This is a genomic window from Limobrevibacterium gyesilva (assembly GCF_025989185.1).
Lineage (GTDB): Bacteria > Pseudomonadota > Alphaproteobacteria > Acetobacterales > Acetobacteraceae > Limobrevibacterium > Limobrevibacterium gyesilva.
Window position 1 is genome coordinate 506,769 of the sequence record NZ_JAPDNT010000001.1, and the last position, 24,378, is coordinate 531,146.

Below are 24,378 nucleotides of genomic sequence, written 5' to 3' on the forward strand. Positions count from 1 at the left end.
GTCGCCTCGATATTCCGTGACGTCGAAAGCCTCCAAGCCGAGTTGGCGATGGAGCGCGACGCTGCGCCATCGCTGATGATGGCACGTTAACGATCTGCATATGACACGCCGGAATGGCGCGATTTGTGTCGCGCCACTTCGTTGATCGAACCGTGTGATGCGCCGAGGTCCAGGACAGGATGTGACGCAATGGTGCTTTCCGCCCATCTCTGTCGTTTGACAAATCCCGAGGCTTGAGTTTTGAGGACATATGATTGTCGGAAAATCGCGAGTGTGGCGTTATATCCTTACGAATTGATCCGACGCGGAGTGCCGTGATTCCGTGGGCAGGAGGCAGCGAGCGAGAATCGCATGCGACCCCGAGAGCGAAGCGACAGCGGCGAGCACGACCTGCTGCGGTCGCGGCTTGATCAGAACGTGGACCCCAGCTGTCGCGCCGGATAGTCGGGCAGCTCTCAGTCATTGGCCCTTCACGTTCAGGCGGTCGCCAGAAGTTGACGGCCGCCCAACGTGATGGGACACCCAAATCTCTGGTAGGCTCCCGCGCCACGTGGGCGGCCTGTCCATGCTGGGGGATGCCCACCAAGACCGTCGTCCGACAAATCTGCTAGGAGGCGCTCGCAAAGACCTGGGTGCCACGTGACCTTAGACATCGAACTCCAAGGAGTTGCAAATGGCTAAGAGCACCGAGACTGCGGAAAATCCCAAGGTACCAAACGAGGAGAAGCCTTCGTCTGCCGGACCGGATCTGTTCGCGTTCACCATCGATGCGAGCACTGGCCAGATTACCAGGCTCGAGAAGGTGGAGAGTACAGGCGCGCGCCGCCAGCTGTCCGAGCAAGACAAGGCGAGCCTGCAAGCAAGCAAGTCTTCGCACACACTGGAAGCGATCGTCGAGCAGGCCTTCGAAGCCGGAATAGCCTGCGCCCTCGGGAACGGGGACGAGACGGATGAGGTGCCAGAGTCGGAAGACGAAGCTGAGGTGCGGCGGACCCTGCTGCTGCCGTTGATGGAACGAAGCCGCACGACGGCTTTGCTTCAACGCAGCGTGCTGGGTCAGGCGATCCTGGCCACGGCACTGCAGCAGGTTACCGCACCGCACGCTTCGGAAGCCGAGGGCGGCTCCGCGCAGCAAACATCCGGCGCTGCCGCGAAGCCGCGCCAGTCCGGCCCGGCCGGGCCGGCGCAGGACTAAGTCTCAGCAACAAGAGGGGGATGCCATGGCAGCCGGCGCGTTGTTGCGTGATCGAGATGAGGTTGGTTCGGAAGGAGGTGGCCGAGACGACAGGGAGATCGCGAGGCTGCTGATCGGCAGCCGCATGCTGCGGCGCCGCCGCATACGTAATCTGCTGCTGGCGCACCTCTTGCGGGAGGGCCGGGAGCGGGAGGATGAGGACGGGGACGAAGGCGGTAGCGAAGAGCGTCGCCTCGTTCGTCTGCTGGCCGCGGGCGGCATCGCCCGCCGACGCCGCCTGCGCCGCCTTCTGCTCGCACGGCTCCTCAAGGAGCGCAGCGAGCGGGACGACGAGGAAGACGAGGAGGACGAGGAAGGTGAGGAAGGCGAGGGGGAGGACGGGGAGGAGGCGGGCGGCGAGGATCGCCGGTTGGTCCGCCTGCTGATCGGGGGCGGCATCGTCCGCCGACGCCGCCTGCGCCGTTTGCTGCTCGCCCGCCTGCTCAGGGAGCGCCGTGCGGGAGCGCGTGAGGAGGAAGACGAGGACGAAGACGACGAGGATGAAGATGAGGATGAGGGTGGCCAGGACCGGCGTCTCGTTCGCCTTTTGATCGCGGGCGGTGTGATGCGCCGCCGTCGCGTGCGCCGGCTGCTGCTTGCCCACCTGCTTCGCGAACGGCGCGCGCAAGCCGATGACGGCGAAGAGGATGACGACGAGGAGGGTGGGGGCGATCATGAGCGGCGGCTCGCGCGCATGTTGGTCGCCGGCGGCGCGATCCGACGCCGTCGTATGCGGCGGCTGCTTCTTGCTCACCTGGTCGGCGAGCGGCGCGAATAAGAGGAGGACGAAGAACGCCAATACGGCATTCGGCTTCCGGTTGGGCGGTGTGATCAGTGCCGACTCAAACAACCGGCGGCTTCCGGTTGCGCAGTGTTGGAACGTTGGTCGGAAACGACACACGATTGGGGATGTCAGGGCATAAAGCACCTCGGGTTCCGTTATCAGTTTGATCAGCCACGGCACAGGGGCCTCCGGACCGGGTTGGGCCGGGTTCCAGCGAGGAGCGGCAACCTCGGCTTAGCGTGGGATTTTGGACGGATCGTGTGGTGACCTCATCATGACGCCGCTCTCCACACCCGACGCGGACTTCGAACGACGCCTCGGGCACCGCCTGCTCGAGGTGCTGATCCGTGCCAGCGTTCTCTTCGCCATGGCACTGCTCTGTTACCGCGTTCTTTCCCCCTTCCTCCCGCTCACGATCTGGGCCCTGATCTTCGCGGTGACCGTCTACCCGCTGCACCTGCGTATCGCGGCCCATCTGGGCGGACGGTCGTGGCTCGCAGCGACCCTGCTGGTGCTGCTCGGCATCGCCGTGCTGGTCGTGCCCATCGCCTTATTGATGAGTTCGCTGGGCGACTCCATCCGGACCCTGATCGAGGCCGTGCAGCAGAACACATTGCAGATCCCGGCCCCACCCGAGGCGGTTGCGGCCTGGCCCATCATTGGCGAGAAGCTCCACGCCATGTGGAGCCTGGCGCACGACGATCTGCCCGCCCTCGTGCAAAGCATGCAGCCAAAGATTGGCGAACTCGCCCGCTCGGCGCTCGGCTTCGTCGCCGGCATCGTCGGAGGCCTGCTCGCCTTTCTCGGCGCCCTCGTTCTCGCAGGCATCTTCATGGCCTTCGGCGAAAAAGGCGCCCGCGCCTGCCAGTCCGTCTTCGAGCGCCTCGCCGGCGAGCCACGCGGGGCCAGCCTCGCCCGCCTCTCCACCGCGACCGTCCGCGCCGTCGCACAGGGCGTGGTAGGTGTGGCACTCATCCAGGCGATCCTCGTCGGCCTTGCGCTCCTCGTTGCGGGAGTACCGTGGGCCGGCGCGCTCGCCGCGATGGTTCTGGTGCTTGGCATCGTCCAGGTTCCCGCGGTGATCGTAACGCTGCCGGCGATCGCCTGGATCTGGTCGCGCGGCGGCGCCGGCACGGGCGAGGCGATTATCTACACGGCGCTTCTGCTCGTCTCCGGCATGGCGGACAACGTGCTCAAGCCGCTGATGCTTGGCCGCGGCGTGGACGTGCCGATGCCCGTCATCCTCGTCGGCGCGCTCGGCGGCATGGCGACGGGTGGGATCATCGGGATGTTCGTCGGCGCAACCCTGCTAGCCCTCGCCTGGCAGATTTTCACCGGCTGGGTCGACGAGAACCCCGACGCAAACATCCCGCCCGAAGGCTGATCTACCCTGCAGCGCCGTGCAAGTTCCGTCTGGCGACGCGGTCTCACAAACTGCATGCGCACGCCCCTGCATCGCCGAAGCTGCATCTTGGCTTTTGCGGGATAAGGTTTGTCGAGCGTGGCGGTGGGCGGCACGCCCAGCAGCCACAGCGTATCCATGGCGTCCGGCAGCCCGCTGGTCATGTCCAGCATCCGCCCCCCGTCACGGCCCCCGGCGCCGGCGTCAGCGGCAGGTCCGCCCAGTGCGTCCTCGAACCCGATCCGCCCCTCCGCCGCCAGCAGCCCGCACAGGAAATGCTTGCTGATCGAGGCGAAGCGCACCGCCGTATCGGCACGGAACGGCAGGTCCAGCTCCAGGCTGGCCATCCCGCCGCAGGCTTCGGCGCGGATATCGTCGGCATCGAACAGCAGGATCGCCCCGCCGGGCCCGCCTTCCTTCGTCCACCCCTGCGCGATCTCGCCCGCCGCCAACGCCGCCGCTTGCCACTGCATCCTGCTCTCTCCGTACAGACACCGGGCGCGATCTTGGCCCGATCGCGCCCGTTGCCAACCCCCTGCGATGCTTCGCCGGGGCCCACCCGGAGACGTCGGTGGCCGGCATGACCGCGGCATCATGTCGCAACGGTCACAAATGCGAGGATCGCCAATCCGATGCGATCCACGCGCTGATCACCCGATTGCGAGGACGCCTGCGCCAGGATGACGGTTTCCGATACCCGCCTCGGCGCCGGTCAAAAGCCTTGCGAGGGCCCCGTGAGACGGCGAAGATCGCGGGCAGAATGGCGACCGTATGGGACATCCCGGGTGTCATTGCCGCGGCCTGTCTGGCAATGGCGCCCCCATGCGCATACGCGCAATCAGCACCGAACAATGCTGCGACCGGCCAGACGCTCGCGCAGCAACTCTGTTCTCGCTGCCACGTGGTCGTTCCCAGCGGCCAACGCGGCTGGACCGACGCGCCTGCCTTCGACGCGATCGCCAACCGTCAGGGGGCCACGGCGGCGAAGCTCAGTGCCGTCATCCAGAAGCCGCATCTGCACATGCTGAACACCGGGCTGCCACAGGACCAGGCGGACGCGATCGCCGCCTACATCATCAGCCTTCGCAAGGGGTGACCGGACCAGGCAGGCAGGGCGCGCCCCACCGACGCGGCGCCCAGCGCCGGCGGCAGCTTCAGGTGTACGCCCAGCGCGTCGTTGAACCCGAGATGCATCCGTCCGCCGCAAACGGCCCGCACAGAAAATGCTTGCTGATCACGGCGAAACGCACCGCCGTATCGGCACGGAACGGCAGGTCCAGGCTGGCCAGCCCGCCGCAGGCTTCCGCGCGGATATCGTCGGCATCGAACAGCAGGATCGCCCCGCCGGGTCCCCCTTCCTTCGTCCAACCCTGCGCGATCTCGCCCGCCGCCAACGCCGCCGCTTGCCACTGGATTCCGCTCTCTCCATTCCGACAACGGGCGCAAGCTTGAGCCGATTGCGCCCGTTGCCACCCCCTCGCGAGTCTTCACCGGGGCCGCCATGAGATGTCAGAGTCGTGCTACGGAAACTAACTGACGGTCCTCACGCTGTTGGAGCGTGGCAACTCCGCCCGTCCCTTCCATATGGGCGGCCCCGGTACAACAATCGAGCGAGGCTGGGTGTAGATAATGCGATGCGGGTCGCAACCGTGTTGCGGGGTATCGCTTGCCAAGCGATTGACTTACAGGCGTCAACGATACCGTAAAAGAATTTGACTGTGGTACAATTACCACGTTATAAGGACACACTCCTGCGACTCGAAGCCACTGCCAAAGGCAGTGGACCCGTCCAAAGACGGTGACGAGGAATCGTCTAGAGTCGCAGGACCAGACTATTTCAATTGACGGTGCCAAATAGTAAATCTGCCGCGCACAGCCGTGTCCTTTTCAACACTACGAACCCCTGCTTTTTGCAATATGAAATCGGACAATGAGCGTTTCGACTCAGATGCGCCGATGGCAGCGTAGTGTCCGTTTAGTTTAAAGGCGATAGCACCTAAGAAAAGATCTACGATTTGCAGGCTAAGACAATCCGACGAATTGCGAAAATGCACCCGTCTATACGGCCAATCGCGATCAGCTTGGCCGCTCCTTATGCCAAAATTCAAAATATTTCTAAGTTCATTCGTGGACGAATTAGTGTCTCTATTGTCCAGATATACATGGAATAACGCGGATCGGTGTATGCGGCCAAATTTCTGGCAAAGTTGGTAAATTTCTTTGTTGAAACCAACTTCACGCGACCCTTTATTAAACGTTTTATCTTTCAGTTTGCGCGTATCTACGACAAGAGAATGAAATTCGATGGCCCGCAAAGGCCCTTGGGATGGGCTGAGAACTACATCTGAAACGCGCTTATAAGTATCCAGTTTTGAAGTTGAGACCTTCTGCCACTTCATTTCGCCGTACGGGAGGGCTGGTAGCCGCGATCGCCTAATTTCATCCTCTAGGTGTTGAACGGTTTCCGATGGCACGTTTATGCCGCCTAGAACTAAAAATCGATTCTGCGTCTGACTGCTTTCGTCGATGTAGATATGCTGCAAGTGTGGTGGCTTAGGCGGGGCTACGACCATGCGAGGACCAAAGGACTTAGTGGAGGATTCCAAGGATGGGCAAATTCACCGCTTCGAGGATGTCGCTCGGTCATTAGGAACCAACGAGGACAAATCTGCGTTCAGGGCAAAGTGACTGTGAGCGCAAGGCGGGTGCCGACGGGCGAACAAACGAAGACGGCGAGCAAAGGACAGAAGCATGGACGACGAACTCCGACGAGTGCGCGACTGGGCGCAGGCGAAGTTAGATGCCGGCCAGGAACCTCCATGGGCGTGGTACCAATATATGAAGTTGGTAGAAGCCATAGATGCGATCCTGGCCGGATATCAAGCCCTCATCCCCATGGAGAGTTTACCGCGATTGGATGAACATCAGGCCACGCGTCTCCGACTAGTGGTTTCCACGTGTTCGCAAGATACCGCTCAATCCCATCCCGGCCAGACGCCGTGGGGACCGCTGCCCACGTGACTCGAAGCGTCCCATATCGGCGGTATTGAGTGACTTTCGCATTCCGGCGGTGTTCGTGGATCCGATCAGCGATCACGCCTTGCCCAACACGGACAATCCTACTTGGATTGCCCGCGTGCCAAATGATATACACACCGATCGTCTGGCCGATACTGGAGAGGTCCAAGGTGTCAAAGGCGCACCAATGACCGCTGCCGCACGTAGTCCATTTTAGAATAGCCATATTCGTACTCCTGCGTCCGGCATATTGCCGAGACATGAACGGAGCCCTTGACCAGATCAGGTTTTCTCGTTATCGACAAAATTAAGACAAATGTACTGACCTGTCCGCTCAGACTCCTAGTAGCAGCGGGTATCTGGCAGGCCCGGCGTCGCAACCGCCGGGCTTTTTCTGTCGCGGTCAGTCATTCCAGAAAGCGGGCCTCACTGCAACACCGTAATCAGACTGCGGGGGCCAATATCGCAAAATGCTGTGGCCTTATGGCTTGACGGACCCACTATCTGGTATTGTCGCGCGACCCACCACAAAGAGATCGTTCGATGCATGCCAGTTAGCGGCACGCTATCCATGGACCGACGAGTCGCACATTGAATTCCTGACTGGCACGCCGCATTTGCGACTTCGTTTCTCACCAAACAAAATCGACCCGGCGCGCATGTGCCCCATCTGCGCCGGGTCGCTTGAGTTGTTCCTTCCAAGGCCGGGAGGGGCCATCCACTCTTTAGTCCGGTGGACGGAAGGAGAAGCCGGGGTGGGGCTAGGCGGGGGAGCCCGCCCCTTGTACCCCCGGCGACTTCGTTACTTCGCCGTCGCGCTGGCCGCCCATTCGTGGCAGTGCACCAGGCCCTCGTCGTAGTCCTGGGCACTCTTCGCCGGGGCGACAGCCGCCGGCTCGGGCGCGGCCGCGTGTGCGTCCTCATGGCCATCGTGGAACTGCGCGGCTTCGGTGCTGCCGGCCAGCGCCGTGGTGGAGGCCTTGCCGCCGGACACCGCCATCGCCACCGCATCGAAATAGCCCACGCCCACTTCGCGCTGGTGGCGCGTCGCGCTGTAGCCATCGGCCTCGGCCGCGAACTCGGCCTGCTGCAGCTCGGAATAGGCTTCCATGCCCCTGTCGCGATAGCCGCGGGCAAGCTGGAACATCGAGTAGTTCAGGCTATGGAAGCCGGCCAGCGTCACGAACTGGAACCTGTAGCCCATGGACCCGATGGTCCGCTGGAACCGCGCGATGTCCTCGGGCGCCAGCTTCTTCTGCCAGTTGAAGCTGGGCGAGCAGTTATAGGCCAGCATCTTGCCCGGGAACTGTCTGTGGATCGCGTTGGCGAATTTCTCCGCTTCCTTCAGGTTCGGCTCACTGGTCTCCCACCACAGCAGGTCGGCATAGGGGGCATAGGCCAGGCTGCGGGCGATCGCGTAGTCCACGCCGATGCCCTTGCGTATCAGGTGGAAGCCCTCGGCGGTGCGTTCGCCGGTGATGAACGGGCGGTCGCGCTCGTCCACGTCGGCGGTCAGCAGCTGCGCGGAATGGCTGTCGGTGCGGCACAGCAGCAAGGTCGCAACCCCTTCCACGTCGGCGGCCAGGCGGGCGGCGTTCAGGGTGCGGATATGCTGGCTGATCGGCACCAGCACCTTGCCGCCCAGATGGCCGCATTTCTTCTCACTGGCGAGCTGGTCCTCGAAATGCACGCCGGCAGCGCCGGCCTCGATCATGCCCTTCATCAACTCATACGCGTTCAGCGCGCCGCCGAACCCCGCCTCGGCGTCGGCGATGATCGGCGCCATCCAGTAGGTGGAGGTGTCGCCTTCCAGCCGCGCGATCTGGTCGCAGCGGCGCAGGGCGGCGTTGATGCGCCGGACCACGTTCGGCACGGAATCCACGGGATACAGCGACTGGTCCGGATACATCTGCCCGGCGGTGTTGGCGTCGGCGGCGACCTGCCAGCCCGAGAGGTAGATCGCCTTCAGCCCGGCCTTCACCTGCTGCACCGCCTGGTTGCCGGTCATCGCACCCAGCGTGTTCACGAACGGCTCGCTTTTCAGGATCTGCCACAGCCGCCGCGCGCCCATCTCGGCCAGCGTGTGGCGAACGCGGAAATTGCCGGACAGCCGCTCGACATCGGCAGCGCTGTAGTCGCGGACGATGTCGTTGAAGCGTTCGGCGTCGAAGGCCGGGCCGCCGGGAACGCCGTCGGGGATGCGGCAGAGGGTCGGGGTCGGGCGCATGTGAATTGTCTCCAAAGGGCGCCGGGCCAGCGCCGGTGCTGGCGTCAATAATTCACATTGCGATTGCGAAGTTTATCCGGAAAATGCGCGCTAGGCTGCAATCGGGTCACAAGATTTTCCGGGCCGTCTGTAAATCTGTAAAGGTTGTAAAGAATGGCGCGCCCCCTTATCGGCCGCACCGTCCGCCGGCTGCGGCAGGAACAGCAGATGACGCAGCAGGCGCTGGCCGCGCGGCTCGGCATCTCCGCCAGCTACCTGAACCTGATCGAGCACGACCAGCGGGGCGTCACCGCTTCGCTGCTGATCAAGCTGGCGGAGACCCTGCGGGTGGATTTCTCCGCCCTGTCGGGCACCGCGGAACGCCAGCTGGAGGCGCAGTTGCGCGAGATCTTTGCGGAGCCGCTGCTGGGCGCCGACGCGGTGCCGGAAGCCGAGGTGGCCCAGCTTGCCTCCGCCAGTCCCGCCGCCGCACGCGCCGTGCTGGCGCTGTACCGCGCCTGGCGGGTGGCGCACGAGGATGCCGGCGGCATCGCCCTGCCCTCCGGCCGGCGCATCCAGGTGCCGACCGAGGAGGTGCGCGATTTCTTCAACGAGCACGCCAACCATTTCCCCGCCCTGGAAGCCGCGGCCGAGGCGCTGACGGCGGAACTCGGCGTGCGTCCGGCGGAGACGAACCACGCCATCGCCGAACGCCTGCGCGGCCGCCACGGGCTCAGCGTCACCGTGGGCCCGCTTGACCACGCATTGCGCCGGTTCGATCCGGCAACCCGCAGCCTGGCGCTGTCGGAAATGCTGCCGCGTGAAAGCCGCGGCTTCCACATGGCCTTCCAGTTGGCATTGCTGGAGGCGCGCGACGCCGTGGAGCACGTGGTCGAAATCACGCCCCCCTCCTCGCCCGAGGCCGCGGCGCTGATCCGCGTCGGCCTGCTGAACTATGTGGCCGCCGCGCTGCTGATGCCGTACGCGCCGTTCCTGGCCGCGGCGCACGAGCTGCGCCACGACGTGGACGCGCTGGCCGCCCGTTTCGGCGTCAGTTTCGAGCAGGCCTGCCAGCGTTTGTCCTCATTGCAGCGGCCGGGCGCGCGGGGGGTGCCGTTCTTCTTCCTGCGCGTCGATCCCGCCGGCAACGTCTCCAAGCGCTTCTCCGCCGCCGGCTTCCCGTTCGCGCGCTTCGGCGGTTCCTGCCCGCGCTGGGTGGTGCATGGCGCGCTGGCCACGCCCGGCAGCGTGCGGGTGCAGGTGGCGCAACTGCCGGACGGCGCCACCTTCCTGTGCTTCGCCCGCGCCGTGATCGCCCCGGCCGCACATTGGGGCGAGCCGCCGCCGGTGCATGTCATCGCCATGGGCTGCGACGTCGCCCATGCCGGCGATCTCGTCTACGCCGACGGACTGGACCTGGAGCGTGCGGTGGTGGGCATCGGCCTGTCCTGCCGGCTGTGCGACCGCCCGGACTGCCGCAGCCGCGCGTTCCCGCCGCTGGAGCACCGGCTGGCGCTCGATCCGCTCACCACCAGCGCCAGCCCCTATCGGTTCGAGGCACGGCGGGATAGCAAGGCGTCATGACCGAACCGCCCTCGCCGCGCGTCTGCGCCGTCTGCGGCACGCCGGCCCGCCCGCCGTTCCGCGCGCCGCCGCCGGAACTGGCGCCCGACCTCGATTTGCGCCCGGGCGAGCCGACGCGGTCCACGCTCGGCCGCTGGATCGCCACCTGCCGCGGCTGCGGCGCCGCCGCGCCCGATCTCGCGGCGTTGCCGGTGGAAGCGGCGGCGATCGTGCGGTCGGATGCATATCAGGCAGTGCGGGCCACGCCGGCCGCGGCGCTGGCGTTCCTGCGCTGGGCGATGCTGTGCCCGCCGGCACAGCGGGCCGAGGCGCTGCTGCAAGCCGCCTGGGCCGCCGACGATGCCGGCGACGACGCGGCCGCGCGCAGCTTCCGCGCTGACGCCGCCGCGTGCTGGGGCGAACCTGCCAGCCTCGAAAGCGCGCTCCGGCTGGTCGATGTGCTGCGCCGCGCCGACGACCTCGTTGCGGCCGACGCGCGCGCGGCGGGGTTGGAAGCGGCCGCACCGGACGAGAACTCAGCCCGCATCGTCGGCTTCCAGCGCACCCTGATTGCCGCCGGCGACACCGGACGGCACTTGATCAGCAGCGCCCTCCGCCCCCCGGCGCGCATGCCGCACGTGGCGCATGGCAGGCGGGAGCCGAAGCCGGGACCTGGGCGTTTCTGGAAGCGGCTGTTCGGCGGATGAGGCCGGATGCCGCCAGCCCGGCGCCGCGCGTGCCCCAGGCGCCTGCCCGATTCCGCGCGCAGCGTGTATATGGCGGCGCAGGGGACAGGGCTGATCCGGAGATGTCCGATGAACGAACCCGACTGGCTGCAGGCGAACCGGGCGAACTGGGACGAGCGCGTTGACGCGCATCTGGACCCGCGCGCCTACGACCTGACCGCGCTGCGCGCCGGGCGCGGCCGGCTGCACCCGATCGAGGAGGGCGAACTCGGTCCGGTCGCGGGCAAGCGGGTGCTGCATCTGCAATGCCATTTCGGTGCCGACACATTGACGCTGGCGCAGCGCGGGGCCGAGGTGGTGGGGCTCGACTTCTCGCCGCGCGCCATCGCCGTCGCGCGGGAGCTGGCGGCGGAACTGGGGCTCGCCGGACGGGCGCGGTTCGTGGAGGCAAACGTCTACGACGCGCCGGCTGCCATTCCTGAGCCGCAGGGCTTCGATCTGGTGTTCGTGACCTGGGGCGCGCTGTGCTGGCTGCCGGATGTGGCGCGCTGGGCGCAGGTCGTCGCCTGGTTCGTGAAGCCCGGCGGCGCGCTGTATCTGGCCGAAGGACATCCGGCCGCGCTGGTGCTGGACGACGAGACGCCGTGCGGCGACGGGCGCCCGGGCTTCTACGTGCCCTACTTCCTCGGCGAGGCGCTGATCCTGGACCAGGGCTGCGACTACGCGAACCCGCATGTCAGCCTGCGCAACACCCGCCAGCACCAGTTCATGCATCCGCTGGGCGAGGTGGTGACCGGGCTGCTGCGCGCGGGGCTGGCGCTGGAGTTCCTGCACGAGCACGCCGTCGTGCCATGGCGCATGTTCACCTGCCTGGCCAAAGGCGCGGACGGCCTGTTCCGCTGGCCCGACCGCCCCTGGCTGCCTTTGGCGTTCTCCCTGCGCGCCGCCCGGCCTGGTCCATTGCTGCGGGCATAACCGATATCAGCGAACAGGGGGATGCGTTTTCGCCGCCGTTTGGCTATGTCCCCGTACAAGTCACTCCCGGCAAGGCGGCGCGGCCTCGGTCAATCTTCCCGCCCTGTGATCGGTTTCACAGCGGGCGCCGGCCGGTTCAATCACATTCGCATCGCGTGCCCGCGCACGCACAAGCGTAGAGCAGATCTGGAGGTGCATCCATGTCCGTGAACCCGATCGAGCGCCGAACCCTGTTGCGTCTTGCCGTCGCCACCGCGATGGCCGCCGGCGGGCTCGCCCGCGTTGCGCACGCGCAGCCGGGCGCCGGCCCGGCGGCTCCGGTCGAGCGGCTGAACGCGGCACTCGTCGCCGCCATGAAGGCCGGGCGGCCCGCGCCCTTCGGCCAGCGCTTCGAGATGGTGGCCGCGAGCGTCGACCAGGTTTTCGACCTCGATGCCGTGCTGCGAACCTCGGTCGGACCGCGCTGGGCAACCCTGCCGGCCGACCAGCAGGACCAGCTTCGGACCGCGTTCCGCCGCTACACGATCGCCAATTATGTCGCGAATTTCGACAGCTACGCCGGCGAGACGTTCCAGATCGCGCCGGAGACCCGGGCGGTCGGCAATGGCGATCAGGTCGTCACCACGCGGATTGTCTCGAACTCCGGGTCGGTCACGGTGCTGGGCTATGTGATGCGCCAGACGGGCGGCGGATGGCGGGCGGTGGACGTGCTTGCCGACGGGGCGATCAGCCGCGTGGCCGTCCAGCGCTCCGACTTCCGCAGCGAGCTCACCCGCGGCGGCGGCACCGCCCTGGTCGCCAGCCTGCAGCGGAAAGTGGCGGATCTGTCGGGCGGCGCGCTCGCCTGATCGTCCGGCCGTCAGGGGCTTTCCCGGTTCTCGTTCGGCGGGCGGCGCGGCACTACCAGCCGCGCCGTCAGCACCTGCACGACCTCGTCGCGCTGGTTGTGGGTTTCGCTGCGCACGGTGACCATGCCCCGGTCGGGGCGTGATCGCGACGGTGTGATCTCCAGGATTTCGCTCTCGACGCACAGGATGTCGCCGGGGCGGGTGGGTTTCGGCCAGGTTATCTCTCCCCCCGCGCCGACAATGCCGCCAGCGATCGGCAGCCCGCCCTGGACCTGAAGCCGCATGGTGAGCGACGCCGTGTGCCAGCCGCTCGCGGCCAGCCCGCCGAACAGCGTGGCCCGCGCCGCCGCGTCGTCGAGATGGAACGGCTGCGGATCGAACGCCGCGGCGAAGGCCTTGATCTGCGCTTCGTCGATTACATGCGTGCCGCTCGCGAAACGCTGCCCGACGTGAAGATCATCCAGATAGAGACGCTCGCCGGCGTCATCCACGGTCGCACCCGCCATGTCGCATCGCTCCTTCGTGGCCGCATTGAGCAGATTACGTCATGATAACCTGCCGGAGCGGCGCAGCAGACGGGCGGAATTTCGTGATCGGACCGTGCTGGATTGCGTGGCTCTCGCCAACGCACAGGAAGGCGGCATCGATGACAAAGGGTTCGGATCTGCTGGTGGCCGCGCTGGAGAACGAAGGCGTGGAGCGCATCTTCGGAATTCCCGGCGAGGAGAACCTGGATGTCGTGGAGTCGCTGCGGGGATCGCGCATCAGGCTGGTGCTGACGCGCCATGAGCAGGCGGCGGCGTTCATGGCGGCCACGTTCGGCCGCCTGACCGGCACGCCCGGGGTGTGCCTCAGCACGCTGGGGCCGGGCGCGCTCAACCTCGTGACCGGCGCGGCCTATGCGCATCTCGGGGCGATGCCGATGGTGATGATCACCGGGCAGAAGCCCATCAGGTCCGGCCGGCAGGCGCGGTTCCAGATCGTGGACGTGGTCGCGACGATGAAGCCGCTGACCAAGTCCGCGCGCCAGATCGTGAGCCCCGCGACGATCCCGACGCTGGTGCGCGAGGCGTTCCGGGTGGCCGCCGAGGAGCGGCCGGGGCCGGTGCATCTCGAACTGCCCGAGGACATCGCCCGCGAGCAGGCGCCGCCGGTGCCGCTGGTGCCGCCGCACCCGATCGAGCTTCCGGTGGCGCCCGCCGCCGCGCTGGACCGGGCGGCCGAGATGATCCTGGCGGCCGAGCGGCCCTTGGTGATGCTGGGGGCCGCGGCAAGCCGGCCGCGGCTGGCCGGGGCGCTGTCGGATTTCATCCGCCGCACGCGGCTGCCATTCTTCAACACGCAGATGGGCAAGGGCTCCGTTACCGGCGGGTCCGACCTCTACATGGGCACCGCCGCCCTGTCCGAGCGGGACTACGTGCATCGCGCCATCGACCGCGCCGACCTGATCCTGTCGATCGGGCACGACACCGTGGAAAAGCCGCCGTTCCTGATGGGGCCGCGCGGCCCGAAAGTGATCCATGTCGGCTACATCCCGGCCAATGTGGAGGAGGTCTATTTCCCACATGCCGAACTGGTCGGCGACGTGGGGCCGAGCCTGGCGCTGCTGGCCGACCGGCTGGAGGGACGGCTCGCGAATGCCTCGGCGCTGTTGCCGTTGCGGGTGGAAATCCTGAACCGCATCCTGGACCGCGCCACCGAGGCCCGCTTCCCGTTGACGCCGCAGCGCATCGTGCACGACGTGCGCCAGGCGATGCCGGAGGACGGCATCGTGGCGCTCGACAACGGCATGTACAAGATCTGGTTCGCCCGCAATTACCGCACACGGGTTGCGAACACGCTGCTGCTGGACAACGCGCTGGCAACGATGGGGGCGGGGCTGCCGTCGGCGATGATGGCGGCCATGCTGTATCCCGGCCGGCGCGTGCTGGCGGTGTGCGGCGACGGTGGGTTCATGATGAACAGCCAGGAGATGGAGACGGCCGCGCGCCTAGGGCTCGACCTGGTGGTGCTGATCCTGCAGGACAACGCCTATGGCATGATCCGCTGGAAGCAGGAGGTGGACGGATTCGCCGATTGGGGGCTGGACTTCGGCAATCCGGACTTCGTGAAATACGCCGAAGCCTATGGCGCCAAAGGCTGGCGGATCGAGAATGCCGATGCGCTGGTGCCGACCCTGGAGGCCGCGTTCGGCGCCGGCGGCCTGCATCTGGTGACCGTGCCGGTGGACTACGCCGAGAACCAGCGCGTTCTGGTGCAGGAGCTGGCGGGAGCGGTGGCGGCCGGGTGAAAGCGCCGCTGCCCGTCCGCCCCACCCTGGCCGTCAGCCGAACGCGATCATCCTGGGGCCGCGCCTTGCGTCTGGACTTGCAGCACATACAGCGACTGGCTGCCACAGATGAACAGGTGGTTGCGCTTGGGGCCGCCGAAGGCGACGTTGGCGGCGACTTCCGGCAGGCGGATGCGGCCGAGCAGCTTGCCCTGGGGGCTGAACACGAGCACGCCGGAATAACCGAGCGGCGCGTTGGAGCTGCACCACAGCGCGCCGGTGACGTCGGCGCGCATGCCGTCGGGGCCGCACTGCACGCCGTCCACCACCATGTCGGTGAACAGGCGCTTGTTGCTGACTCTCATGCCCTGCACATCGAAGGCGTAGATGTCGCCCTTGCCGCCGGCGCCGGTGTCGCCCGGGCCCTTGCCGGTGCTGATGACGTAGAGGGTCTTGTAGTCCGGCGAGAAGCAGATGCCGTTGGGGTCGGGCAAGTCGTCGCCGGAGATGACGGCGTCGAGACGGCCTTGCGGGTCCCAGCGGTAGACATTGGTGGGCAGTTCGCGCTTCTGGCCGCCGATGGCGGTGGCGTTCTCGGCGCCCGTGGACGGGTTGAACAGGCCGGCCGGATTGGTGGGGCCACCCGCCGCATCGGGGTGGCCTTCCGAGAGGGTGTCGCCGTACGGGGGATCGGTGAACCAGATGCTGCCGTCGGGGTGCGCGACGAGGTCGTTGGGAGAGTTCAGAGGCTTGCCCTGGTAGGAGTCGGCGATGACAGTCATGGTGCCGTCATGTTCCCAGCGGACCACGCGGCGGAAGAAATCCTGCGTGGAGAGCTGACGGCCCTGGAAGTCGAAGGCGTTGCCGTTGCTGTTGTAGGACGGGCGGCGGAACACGGTGACGCGGCCATTGTCCCAGATGTAGCGGTACTGGGTGTCCGCCTGCACATCGCTGAACAGCAAATAGCGGCCCATGTTGGACCAGGCCGGGCCCTCGGCCCATTTCGAGCCGGTCCAGAGGCGATGAATGGCGGTGATGCCGAGCAGGTACTGGTTGAAGGCCGGATCGACGACGATGATGTCGGGATCGGGGTAGGTGTTCGGCGTGTCCGCCCGCCAGCTTCGCGGCGGGCTGGTGATCACGCTCGGCGGCGTGCCGAGTTGGGCGTTGCCCTGGGCCAAGGCGGCGATTGGCGCCAATGCTGCCGCGCCGACCAGGCCGCCGCCCGCGCGCATCAGCCGCCGCCGTGACAGGGACAGATTTTCACGGCCGCCTTCCGGTTCCTGCGTCATGATTCCCTCCCGCATGCGCGGTGGCTTCACGCGCCGTCACAACACCCCTCCGGCTGCCGCGCATGGACCAGCCGCATTGGCGCAGCGGACCATACACCGCGCCGCTTGTGGGACTGTTGACAAGTGTGAAACCGGATGGGGACAGCGGCCGGTGTCGTGAAAGGATCGCGCGGAGTCTCCGGGAGCAGGAACAATGGCCAACACCAGACGGACACGCCATTCGCGGAATCGTTCGGACCACGGCGGAAAGACTGGCGGCAAGACGATCAATCTCGCCTTGCAAGGCGGCGGCGCGCATGGCGCCTTCACCTGGGGCGTGCTCGACCGGCTGCTTCAGGACGATCGCATTGCCGTCGAGGGAATCTCGGCCACGAGCGCGGGGGCGATGAATGCGGCCGTGTTCGCGCACGGCCTGGCGGTCGGCGGGCGCGAGGGGGCGCGCGCGGCCCTCGGCACATTCTGGCGGCGGGTCAGCGAGGTCGCTTCGTTCGGGCCGTTTCAGGCGTCGTTCCTCGATTGGTGGCTGGGCGATGGCGCGCCTGGATTGTCCCCCGCCCTCGTCATGTTCGATTTCCTGACACGGGTGATGTCGCCCTACGAGTTCAATCCATGGAACTGGAACCCGCTGCGGGCGGTGCTGAACGAGAGCATCGCCTTCGATCGCCTGCGCGAGGATGCCGGCGCGACCCGGCTGTTCCTGTGTGCCACGAATGTGCGCACCGGCAAGTTGAAGATTTTCGGCAATCGGGAGATCACCGTTGATGCGGTGCTGGCCTCCGCCTGCATTCCGGTCCTCTCCCAGGCTGTGGAGGTTGACGGGGAGGCGTACTGGGATGGCGGCTATATGGGTAATCCCGCGATCTTTCCGCTGATCTACGAATGCAGGAGCAGGGACGTGCTGATCGTCCACATCAATCCGCTGGTGCGGCCGGAGGTTCCGCGATCGGCGCCGGAGATCATCGACCGGATGAACGAGATCTCGTTCAATTCGTCGCTGATGCGCGAGATGCGGGCCATCACCTTCGTCAGCAAGCTGATCGATGACGGTGAGATTCGTGAAGGGTTGCTGCCGCGCATCCGGATGCACAGCATCTTCGCGGACGATGTCGTCGGCAAGCTCGGTGCGGCCAGCAAGCGCAATGCGCGCTGGCCGTTTCTCGTGCAACTGTGCGACGCCGGCCGCGCGGCGGCGGATGCGTGGCTGGGCGCGAACTACGACCAGCTCGGCCGGGCATCGACGGTCGATATCGCCGCGACATTCCTGTAGCGGATGCGCAATGGCGACGCTGCTGGCACGTCTCCCCAGTCTTCGAAGGTTGCGGCCGGCTGGCATACGTCCGGTGCGGCTGGCGAGCGGGCTGGTGCTGTTCACCTATGTCGGCACGCATCTGCTGAACCATTCGCTGGGCAACGCCTCGCTCGGATGGCTGGAGCGCGGCCTGCTGGTGCAGAAATTCATCTGGCAGGGCTGGCTTGGCACGACCGCGCTGTACGGGGCGCTGGCGACGCATTTCTTCCTGGGGCTGTGGGCGCTTTACGAGCGGCGGTCGTTGCACTGGACGGCGAGCGAGCTGGCGCAACTCGTGCTCGGGCTGTGCATCCCGCCGCTGCTCGCGACCCATCTTGCGAACACGCGCATCTCCTTCGCGGCATTCGGTCTCGACAAGGGCTATGCGCAGCTTCTGTATTCGCTCTGGCTGGCGTCGCCGTTCTTCGGATGGCTGCAACTGGTGTTGCTGACCGTGGCGTGGTTGCACGGATGCTATGGCATCTATTTCTGGTTGCGGTTGAAGCCGTGGTTCTCCGCCTGGCGCAGCGTGCTGTTGAGTGCGGCGGTGTTGCTGCCGGTACTGGCGTTGCTCGGTTATGTGCAGGGGGGGCGGGACGTGATGGCGCTGGCGCGCGATCCGGCCTGGCGTGCAGGCGCGATCCAGCCGGCGTTTACCGGAACGGACGCACAGAATCTCTGGCTGACGGAGCTGCGCGACGGGTTCCTGGTCTTCGACGGCGGTGCGCTGCTGCTGGTGCTGCTCGCCCGACTGGTGCGCACAATGCGGGAGCGCTGGGCCGGGCGCTTCTGCGTACGCTATCCGGATGGGCGAGAGGTATACGCCCCGCTTGGCTTTTCGGTGCTGGAGGTGAGCCGGATGGCGGGCATACCGCATGCGAGCGCATGCGGCGGGCGTGCACGATGCACGTTGTGCCGGGTGCGCGTGCTCGGCGATGCGCCGGCGCCGGCACCGGCCGAGATCGAGCGGCGCGTGCTGGCGCGGATGGGCGCCGATTGGCACTCGATACGGCTGGCCTGCCAGTTGCGGCCGACGCACGACATATCCGTCTGGCCGCTGGTGCCGCCGGCGGCGTCGAACGCCTTCGTGCAGCGGCGCCAGCTTCGCGCCATCGCGGAAGAGCGTTTCGCCGCCTTCATGTTCGTGGACATGCGTGATTCCACCGGCCTGGCGGCGGGGCGCTTGCCCTTCGATGCGATTTTCGTGGTCAATCGCTTCTTGAGCGCGGTCTCGGCGGCCGTGGTGCAGGCGGGGGGTCTGCCGAACCAGTTCCTGGGTGACGGGTTGTTGGCGATCTTCGGCCTCGGCACCGACCCGGCCACGGCGTGTCGCCAGGCGCTCGCGGCCCTGCCGCTGGTGGCGGCGAATATCGGGCAGTTGAGTGCGGCGCTGGAGCAGGAGTTGCGCAAGCCCATCCGCTTCGGCATCGGGCTGCATTGCGGCCGCACGGTGATGGGCGAGATCGGCTTTCGCGACCACGTGACGTTCACTGCCATCGGCGACCCGCTGAACGTGGCCGCACGGCTGGAGGAATTGACGAAGGAGATCGGGTGCGAGGCGATCGTTTCGGACGACGTGTTCCGCAATGCTGGCGTTTCAGGAGAGGGCCTGCCGCAAATCGCCGCGCGGCTGCGGGGACGGCACGAGCCGGTGCTCGTGCGCGTGCTGCACGACGCGGAGCGGGACGCTGCGGGGCTGGGTTCGGCTGTGGCCATTCGCCGGGAGTAGCCGGGGACGTATTCGGCTGCCTCATTGTTTGGTCACTTCGCCCCAATGGCTCGGCTTGCGCAATCCGCTATCGGCTCGATCGATGCTGGTCAGGCAAAATCAATCGCGGGAGGCGGACGGTTGGCGGAGCGTCTGAGTCGAGCGCTTCGTTGGGCTGGCCACGCCGGCGACGCGCCCAGACTCTTGACGGTCGGCGCGCCGCCGGTGCGGCCCACTGTCAGGTGATTACCCGCTCAGCACACTCGGTCGTACCGCCGCACCCGTCCGCGGTTGGTCGCGATCCAGGTGTCATCCGGCACGAGCGCCGCTGGGCTTGACCCGGTGGTCCTCCAACCATGTGCCGGCCGCCCTGGCTTCGGCCTCGTGGCCGGGCTCTCGCCAAGACTCCAGAAGCGCGTCGGCGTACCATTTCCGCATCGACGGCAGCGCGCGCAGTCGTGCCGCGTAGACCGCGGCGGTGTCGTCCAGGGGAAGATCGTAGGTCATGGCGCGGAATGCGACCGGCGCGAAGAACGCGTCCACCGCGGTGAAGGCCGCGCCCGCGAGAAAGGGGCCGCCGAAGCGGGCGAGGCCCTCGTTCCAGAGCTCGCCGATCCGAATGATGTCTCGTTCCAGTTCCACGGGCATGTGGTCGATCCGGATCCGGACACCGCAGTTCATCGTGCAGCGTTCGCGCAACACGCCGAAGCCGGAATGCATCTCGGCCGCGGCGCAGCGGGCCCAGGCACGAGCCTCGCGATCCGCGGGCCACACGCCGTCGTGCCGCTCGGCGAGGTATTCGGCGATGGCGAGCGAGTCCCACACGATGGTGGCAGCGTCGGTCAGGCACGGAACCTTTCCGCTCGGCGAGAAGTGCCGGAACGCATCGAAGTTCGATCCCCGCGTGAACGGAACCAGGCGCTCGTCGAACCGGATGGCGCGTTCGTGCATGAGAACCCATGGGCGCAGCGACCACGACGAATAGTTCTTGTTGCCGATGAAAAGCTCGTACACGGCCGGACTCCTTCACGCGTGGAGGCAAGGGGGACGAGGCGAACTTTGATCGTGATCGGGGGCCTTGCGCAAGTTACGCACCCGCGAGAGCCGGCTACAAGGTGACGCGCACGCCGGCGAAGATGCCCACCGGTGCGGCCGGGCTGTAGCTGCGCGGATTGGTGGCACCGGGCACCTGCACGATGGGAACCGAGGAGGTCGGCGAGAACGTGCCGTAGGTGTCGTATTTGGCGCTGGTGATGTTCTGCGCGGTAGCGAAGACCTGGATGTTGCGGGTCAGGCTGTAGCTGGTGTTGAGGTTGAGGACGACATACGCCGGCAGCTTCCGGGTGAGGTTGGCCTCGTCGCCGAACAGGAATTGCCCGCTGGCGCCGATGGCGGTCGCCCCTATGGTCCAGGCGTCGGTGACCCTGTAGTTGACGCCGAGCTTGACCTGGTAGGGCGGGATGCCCGGCAGTCGGTTGCCGGGGCGGACGAAGATGTTGCCGCTGGCATCGGCGGCCGGGTTGTTCTGGCTCGACTCGACGAACGGGCTCTGGAAGGTGGCGTCGACCCAGGCGAAATTGGCCCAGGCCTGCAGCCGCGGGGTGGTCAGCCGGGCGCCGACGTCGATGCCTTGCCGCACCGTCGTGCCGACATTGGTGAAGAAGGCGCGGCCCTGGATGGGGCTGTTGACGAACAGGATGTCGTCGCTCAGCGACGTGTGGAAATAGCCGAGATACCAGTTGAGGTTTGCATCCTCCACCGGCGCGAGGCTGCCGCGCAGGCCGGCTTCGACGGTGTGCGCGACCACCTGCTTGAGGCTGGGGTCGCCGACGAAGAAATTCGCGAGGCTGCAGGGAGAGGCGGCGCTGGCGCAGGACAGCTCGGCCGGGGTCGGCGCGCGGTTCGCCTCGGCGTAGCTGGCGTAGAGCGTGAGCCAGGGCAGCGCCTTCCACGTGAGGCCCGCCGACGGGTTGAACCGGTTGTAGCTATGGTTGCCGGTCAGCGCGGTGCCGTTCTGGTCGCTGAGATCGACCTGCGCGGCGTTGAAGCGGCCGGCGACGTTGAGCGCGAGCCTGGGCGTGATCGAGAACGTGTCGGTGAAGAAGGCGCCGTAATAGGCCGTGGTGACGTTGGTGCGCACCGGCGTGATCGGTCCGCCGGGCTGGTCGACCACGATGCCTGGGCCGATGAAGGCCCGGCTGTCCAGGTCGAGCCCGCCAATCTGCGTGTTGCCGTCGAACGTGGTGTGGGAACCATCGAAGCTCAGCCCGGCGACGAACTGGTTCGCCTGGCCGAACAGCTCGTTCCGGTTGGTGGCCTGGAGCGACGCGCCGTAACCGTTGGTGTTGGTCGTCTGGCTGTCCAGTTGCGAATAGGGGCCGCCGTTGAGGAAGGCGGGGATCGGGGTGCCGGCGCGGCTGGTGGCGACGGCGCCGGACGAATCGCACAGGTTGCCGCTGCCGTCGTTGCAGGGGGTGAAGTCCGTCACATTGCCGTTCATGACCCGTTGCAGGAAGGAATCGTAGTAGACGATGCCTTGCAGCAAGGTGGTGTCGCTCACAGCGAGAGTCCCGGACAGGCTGACCAGGGCGTACGTGTTGTGGATGGCGTTCGGTGCAGTGAACTGGGCGGCGCGGTCGGCGTTCAGCAGTTCGACCGGGGCGGTTCCGGGGCCTTTGAGCGCGGTGTTCGCGCCCTCGACGTTGAGGTGGACCTCTGCGCGGTCGCTGCGCCAGCCGATGTCGCCATATACCTGATAAAGGTCCGAGGATTGCAGGTCGCGCCAGCCGCCCTGGTGCTGGACGCTGGCGGCGATGTAGGCCGCGTTGTGGCCGTTGCCTCTGCCGTATTGCAGGGTGGTGCCGAGTTGGCCGAACGAGCCGCCGAACATGCGGAATTCGGCGCCCTGGTACGTGAAGCCGTTCTTGAGCTGCACGGACAACGCGCCGCCCAGCGCGTTCAGGCCGAAGACCGGGTTCGAGCCGACGAGGTTCATGGTGTCGATGGCGACGTCCGGGATCAGGTCCCAGTTCACGGTGTCGCCGAACGCCTGGTTGAAGCGGACGCCGTTGACATAGACGGCGATGCCCTGCGGCGTGCCTTGCAGGGGGGAGGCCTCGAAGCCGTGATAGAGCAGGTTCGGCTGGTAGGGATTGCCGGCGGCGGCATTGAGGTTGACGCCGGGGATATTGTCCTCCAGCGATTTGACGGCCTGGGGAATGCCGGTGCGCACGATGTCGCGGCCGGTCAGGACATGGGTCTCGGCCGGCACCTGGTCGCGGGCGACGCCGGAGCCGAGCAGGGGCGTGGTGCCGACGACGTCGATCTGCGGCAGGTTGACCACCCCGGGCTCGGTGGCCGGCGGCGTGTCCTGCGCCAGGGCGGCCAGGGCCGGGAGCGTGACGCCGATGGCAAGCAGGGCGAGCCGGGTCGGTTGGTGCATCGCGCCGAAGTCCCGTCTGGTGCGGCAGCGGCGCGTGGCTTCGCCGGAGCGGCTGCTCTCCGGGCGGCGAAGCCGGCCCGGCGGCAGGAACGATACACCGGGCCACCAGGGCGGTTTTTGACAACTCCGCAACCGGATTGAAGGGGATTCGGGCCGCGGGAGAAGGCGAGGGTCTACTTCGGCACCAGCAATGACAGCCGGATGTTCGGACCGAATTCCTGGGTGAAATCGGTGCGCATGCGCTCACGCAAGGCACGGTTGTCGGTGGCGGGGCCGCGGGTTAGCAGCCACAGCCTGGTGTTCGTGGGCAGGGCGCCGGGGTCGATCAGCCGGCCGGGGAAATGGCGGAACCAGCGTTCGCCGCCGGTGTCGCCGAGCAGCGTGACGCCGGCGCGGCGCCAGCCGTAGTAGTCGAGCAGGACGGTGGCGGCGGCGGGATCCAGATAGAGCGTGTCGCCGGGGCGGAGATTGGCTTGCAGCACGGCGGCGGTGGCGCGCCAGTCCTCACGCAAGGGGGCGTGGAAGACCTGGGTGGTGGCGACGAGCTGGGCGAGGACCAGGGGCAACGCGACCACGGGGGCGAGGCGGCGGAACCAGGTGCAGCCGAGGGCGACAAGCACCATGAACAGCGGCAGCAGCCAGAACAGAGTCTTTCCGTTCGTGATCGGCCGCCATTGGCTGACCAGCCAGGTCAATGCCGGGACGCCGGCGAGGACCAGGATGGCGAGAGCGGGGACGACGCGGTTCTTGCGGTGATGCAGCACGCCGAGAGCGGCGAGAAGAAGAAAGGCGGCGTCGATGGCGGGCTGGCCCCGGTGGAGGTAGCGCTGGCCGTAGGTGTTCATCGCCTCGTAGCGCATCGCCAGCAGCGTCGGCGTGGGAATCCAGAAGCCCGCGAGGTCGTTGACGGACTGGTTGACGACGATCGGCAGCCAGGGGGCGTAGAGGGCGACGATCGCGAGGTTGGCGGCGATCCAGGCGCGGGCGAAGCCGCGGTCGCGGCGCAACGTCGTGGCCCAGATCGCAGCCGCGACCAGGTTGAGCACGAATAACAGCAGGACGGCGGTGTTGTGGGCGTAGAGCGCCACCAGCGAGGCGAGGATGTAGCCGGCCCAGGCGATGCGCGTGGCCGGGACGGCGCGGCGGCGCGGATCGGCCCGGGCCTGCAGGATGTGGACGAGGCAGGCGGTGGCGGTCAGGGCCGCCAGGGCAAGCAGGGTGTAGGCGCGGGCGAGCTGGCTCAGCAGCACATGCTCGGCCGAAGTGGCGACCAGCGCGGCGGCGATGAGGCCGGCAACGTGGCCGCCGAGCTGGCGGGCCACGGCGTAGGCGGCGGGGATGCAGAGCACGCCGAACAGGACCGCGGGCAGGCGCAGGGCCTCAAGTGGGGCGCCGGTGGCGCGGACGAGATGGGCGATGGCGTAGAACAGCGGCGGGTTGGGTTCCAGCCGGGCGGGCGGCCCCCACAGGTCGGCCCAGGGAAGGCCGGCGAAATAGGCGGTGGCGCCTTCGTCGAAATGCAGCGGGCGGGTCATCGCGTCATGCAGGCGCAGGACGATGCCGGTGGCCAGGATGACGGCGAAGACGATCCAGTCGATCCTGTGACGCAACAGCCTGTCCTTCACGGCGCGAGCCCGATATGTCCCGATATCCCCCGATGCGA

At 67.0% G+C, this 24,378-nt stretch carries 20 protein-coding genes; 12 read left to right on the plus strand and 8 right to left on the minus strand.

All coding sequences use genetic code 11. The features are described 5' to 3' along the window. The first annotated feature begins 673 nt into the window (after window positions 1-673). The 4 genes from OL599_RS02500 to OL599_RS02515 all read left to right on the plus strand — a co-directional run bounded on the left by OL599_RS02500 (window position 674) and on the right by OL599_RS02515 (window position 4,516). The gene (locus OL599_RS02500) at window positions 674-1,195 is read left to right on the plus strand and encodes a hypothetical protein (protein WP_264712009.1); all 522 of its coding nucleotides are present in this window, start codon (window positions 674-676) and stop codon (window positions 1,193-1,195) included. 25 nt (window positions 1,196-1,220) lie between these two features. Next, the gene (locus tag OL599_RS02505; RefSeq protein ID WP_264712010.1) at window positions 1,221-2,012 is read left to right on the plus strand and encodes a hypothetical protein; all 792 of its coding nucleotides are present in this window, start codon (window positions 1,221-1,223) and stop codon (window positions 2,010-2,012) included. Window positions 2,013-2,292: 280 nt separating this feature from the next. Next, window positions 2,293-3,402, plus strand: a complete 1,110-nt coding sequence (locus tag OL599_RS02510; protein ID WP_264712011.1) for an AI-2E family transporter — start codon at window positions 2,293-2,295, stop codon at window positions 3,400-3,402. Between the two features lie 589 nt (window positions 3,403-3,991). After that, a complete protein-coding gene (locus OL599_RS02515; RefSeq protein WP_264712012.1) occupies window positions 3,992-4,516 on the plus strand; it encodes a c-type cytochrome in 525 nt (174 codons plus the stop codon). A 58-nt stretch (window positions 4,517-4,574) separates the two neighbouring features. On the opposite strand, the gene OL599_RS02520 is transcribed toward OL599_RS02515, so the two are convergent. Beyond that, complete coding sequence (locus tag OL599_RS02520) at window positions 4,575-4,814, minus strand: hypothetical protein (protein ID WP_264712013.1); 240 nt, start codon at window positions 4,812-4,814, stop codon at window positions 4,575-4,577. A 438-nt stretch (window positions 4,815-5,252) separates the two neighbouring features. Beyond that, complete coding sequence (locus OL599_RS02525) at window positions 5,253-5,963, minus strand: DUF3800 domain-containing protein (RefSeq protein ID WP_264712014.1); 711 nt, start codon at window positions 5,961-5,963, stop codon at window positions 5,253-5,255. Between the two features lie 208 nt (window positions 5,964-6,171). On the opposite strand from OL599_RS02525, the gene OL599_RS02530 reads away from it, so the two are divergent. Next, window positions 6,172-6,441: a hypothetical protein gene (locus tag OL599_RS02530; RefSeq protein ID WP_264712015.1), complete on the plus strand. Its 270-nt coding sequence runs from the start codon at window positions 6,172-6,174 to the stop codon at window positions 6,439-6,441. Between the two features lie 799 nt (window positions 6,442-7,240). Here the strand turns inward: OL599_RS02530 and aceA are convergent. After that, window positions 7,241-8,665 (minus strand): isocitrate lyase, encoded by a 1,425-nt coding sequence (gene aceA / locus OL599_RS02535; protein WP_264712016.1) that lies wholly within the window; start codon window positions 8,663-8,665, stop codon window positions 7,241-7,243. A 153-nt stretch (window positions 8,666-8,818) separates the two neighbouring features. Here aceA and OL599_RS02540 point away from each other — a divergent pair, with 153 nt between their 5' ends. The 4 genes from OL599_RS02540 to OL599_RS02555 all read left to right on the plus strand — a co-directional run bounded on the left by OL599_RS02540 (window position 8,819) and on the right by OL599_RS02555 (window position 12,716). Next, window positions 8,819-10,228 (plus strand): helix-turn-helix domain-containing protein, encoded by a 1,410-nt coding sequence (locus OL599_RS02540; RefSeq protein WP_264712017.1) that lies wholly within the window; start codon window positions 8,819-8,821, stop codon window positions 10,226-10,228. Next, a complete protein-coding gene (locus OL599_RS02545; RefSeq protein WP_264712018.1) occupies window positions 10,225-10,914 on the plus strand; it encodes a hypothetical protein in 690 nt (229 codons plus the stop codon). The genes OL599_RS02540 and OL599_RS02545 overlap by 4 nt, the downstream gene beginning before the upstream one ends. A gap of 108 nt (window positions 10,915-11,022) precedes the next feature. After that, window positions 11,023-11,868 carry a class I SAM-dependent methyltransferase gene (locus OL599_RS02550; RefSeq protein WP_264712019.1) on the plus strand — a complete coding sequence of 282 codons (846 nt, stop codon included), beginning with the start codon at window positions 11,023-11,025 and terminating at the stop codon, window positions 11,866-11,868. Between the two features lie 200 nt (window positions 11,869-12,068). After that, the gene (locus OL599_RS02555; protein ID WP_264712020.1) at window positions 12,069-12,716 is read left to right on the plus strand and encodes an ABC transporter substrate-binding protein; all 648 of its coding nucleotides are present in this window, start codon (window positions 12,069-12,071) and stop codon (window positions 12,714-12,716) included. 11 nt (window positions 12,717-12,727) lie between these two features. On the opposite strand, the gene OL599_RS02560 is transcribed toward OL599_RS02555, so the two are convergent. Continuing rightward, window positions 12,728-13,222 (minus strand): MaoC family dehydratase, encoded by a 495-nt coding sequence (locus tag OL599_RS02560; protein ID WP_264712021.1) that lies wholly within the window; start codon window positions 13,220-13,222, stop codon window positions 12,728-12,730. A 140-nt stretch (window positions 13,223-13,362) separates the two neighbouring features. On the opposite strand from OL599_RS02560, the gene OL599_RS02565 reads away from it, so the two are divergent. Next, window positions 13,363-15,006, plus strand: a complete 1,644-nt coding sequence (locus tag OL599_RS02565; protein WP_264712022.1) for an acetolactate synthase large subunit — start codon at window positions 13,363-13,365, stop codon at window positions 15,004-15,006. A 47-nt stretch (window positions 15,007-15,053) separates the two neighbouring features. Here the strand turns inward: OL599_RS02565 and OL599_RS02570 are convergent, their stop codons facing one another. After that, window positions 15,054-16,277 carry an SMP-30/gluconolactonase/LRE family protein gene (locus tag OL599_RS02570; RefSeq protein WP_264712023.1) on the minus strand — a complete coding sequence of 408 codons (1,224 nt, stop codon included), beginning with the start codon at window positions 16,275-16,277 and terminating at the stop codon, window positions 15,054-15,056. A gap of 193 nt (window positions 16,278-16,470) precedes the next feature. Between OL599_RS02570 and OL599_RS02575 the strand changes: the two genes are divergently transcribed. Together OL599_RS02575 and OL599_RS02580 are read left to right on the plus strand one after the other, a co-directional pair. Beyond that, entirely contained in the window at window positions 16,471-17,544 is a 1,074-nt protein-coding gene (locus tag OL599_RS02575; RefSeq protein WP_264712024.1) for a patatin-like phospholipase family protein, read from the plus strand. Between the two features lie 73 nt (window positions 17,545-17,617). Then, window positions 17,618-19,294: an adenylate/guanylate cyclase domain-containing protein gene (locus OL599_RS02580; protein ID WP_264712025.1), complete on the plus strand. Its 1,677-nt coding sequence runs from the start codon at window positions 17,618-17,620 to the stop codon at window positions 19,292-19,294. A gap of 288 nt (window positions 19,295-19,582) precedes the next feature. On the opposite strand, the gene OL599_RS25980 is transcribed toward OL599_RS02580, so the two are convergent. The 3 genes from OL599_RS25980 to OL599_RS02595 all read right to left on the minus strand — a co-directional run bounded on the left by OL599_RS25980 (window position 19,583) and on the right by OL599_RS02595 (window position 24,325). Beyond that, window positions 19,583-20,287 (minus strand): glutathione S-transferase N-terminal domain-containing protein, encoded by a 705-nt coding sequence (locus OL599_RS25980; protein ID WP_264712027.1) that lies wholly within the window; start codon window positions 20,285-20,287, stop codon window positions 19,583-19,585. Window positions 20,288-20,381: 94 nt separating this feature from the next. Beyond that, window positions 20,382-22,715, minus strand: a complete 2,334-nt coding sequence (locus OL599_RS02590; protein ID WP_264712029.1) for a TonB-dependent receptor — start codon at window positions 22,713-22,715, stop codon at window positions 20,382-20,384. Window positions 22,716-22,888: 173 nt separating this feature from the next. Further along, window positions 22,889-24,325, minus strand: coding sequence for a glycosyltransferase family 39 protein (locus OL599_RS02595; protein WP_264712030.1), 1,437 nt, complete (start codon window positions 24,323-24,325; stop codon window positions 22,889-22,891). Window positions 24,326-24,378: the final 53 nt, after the last annotated feature.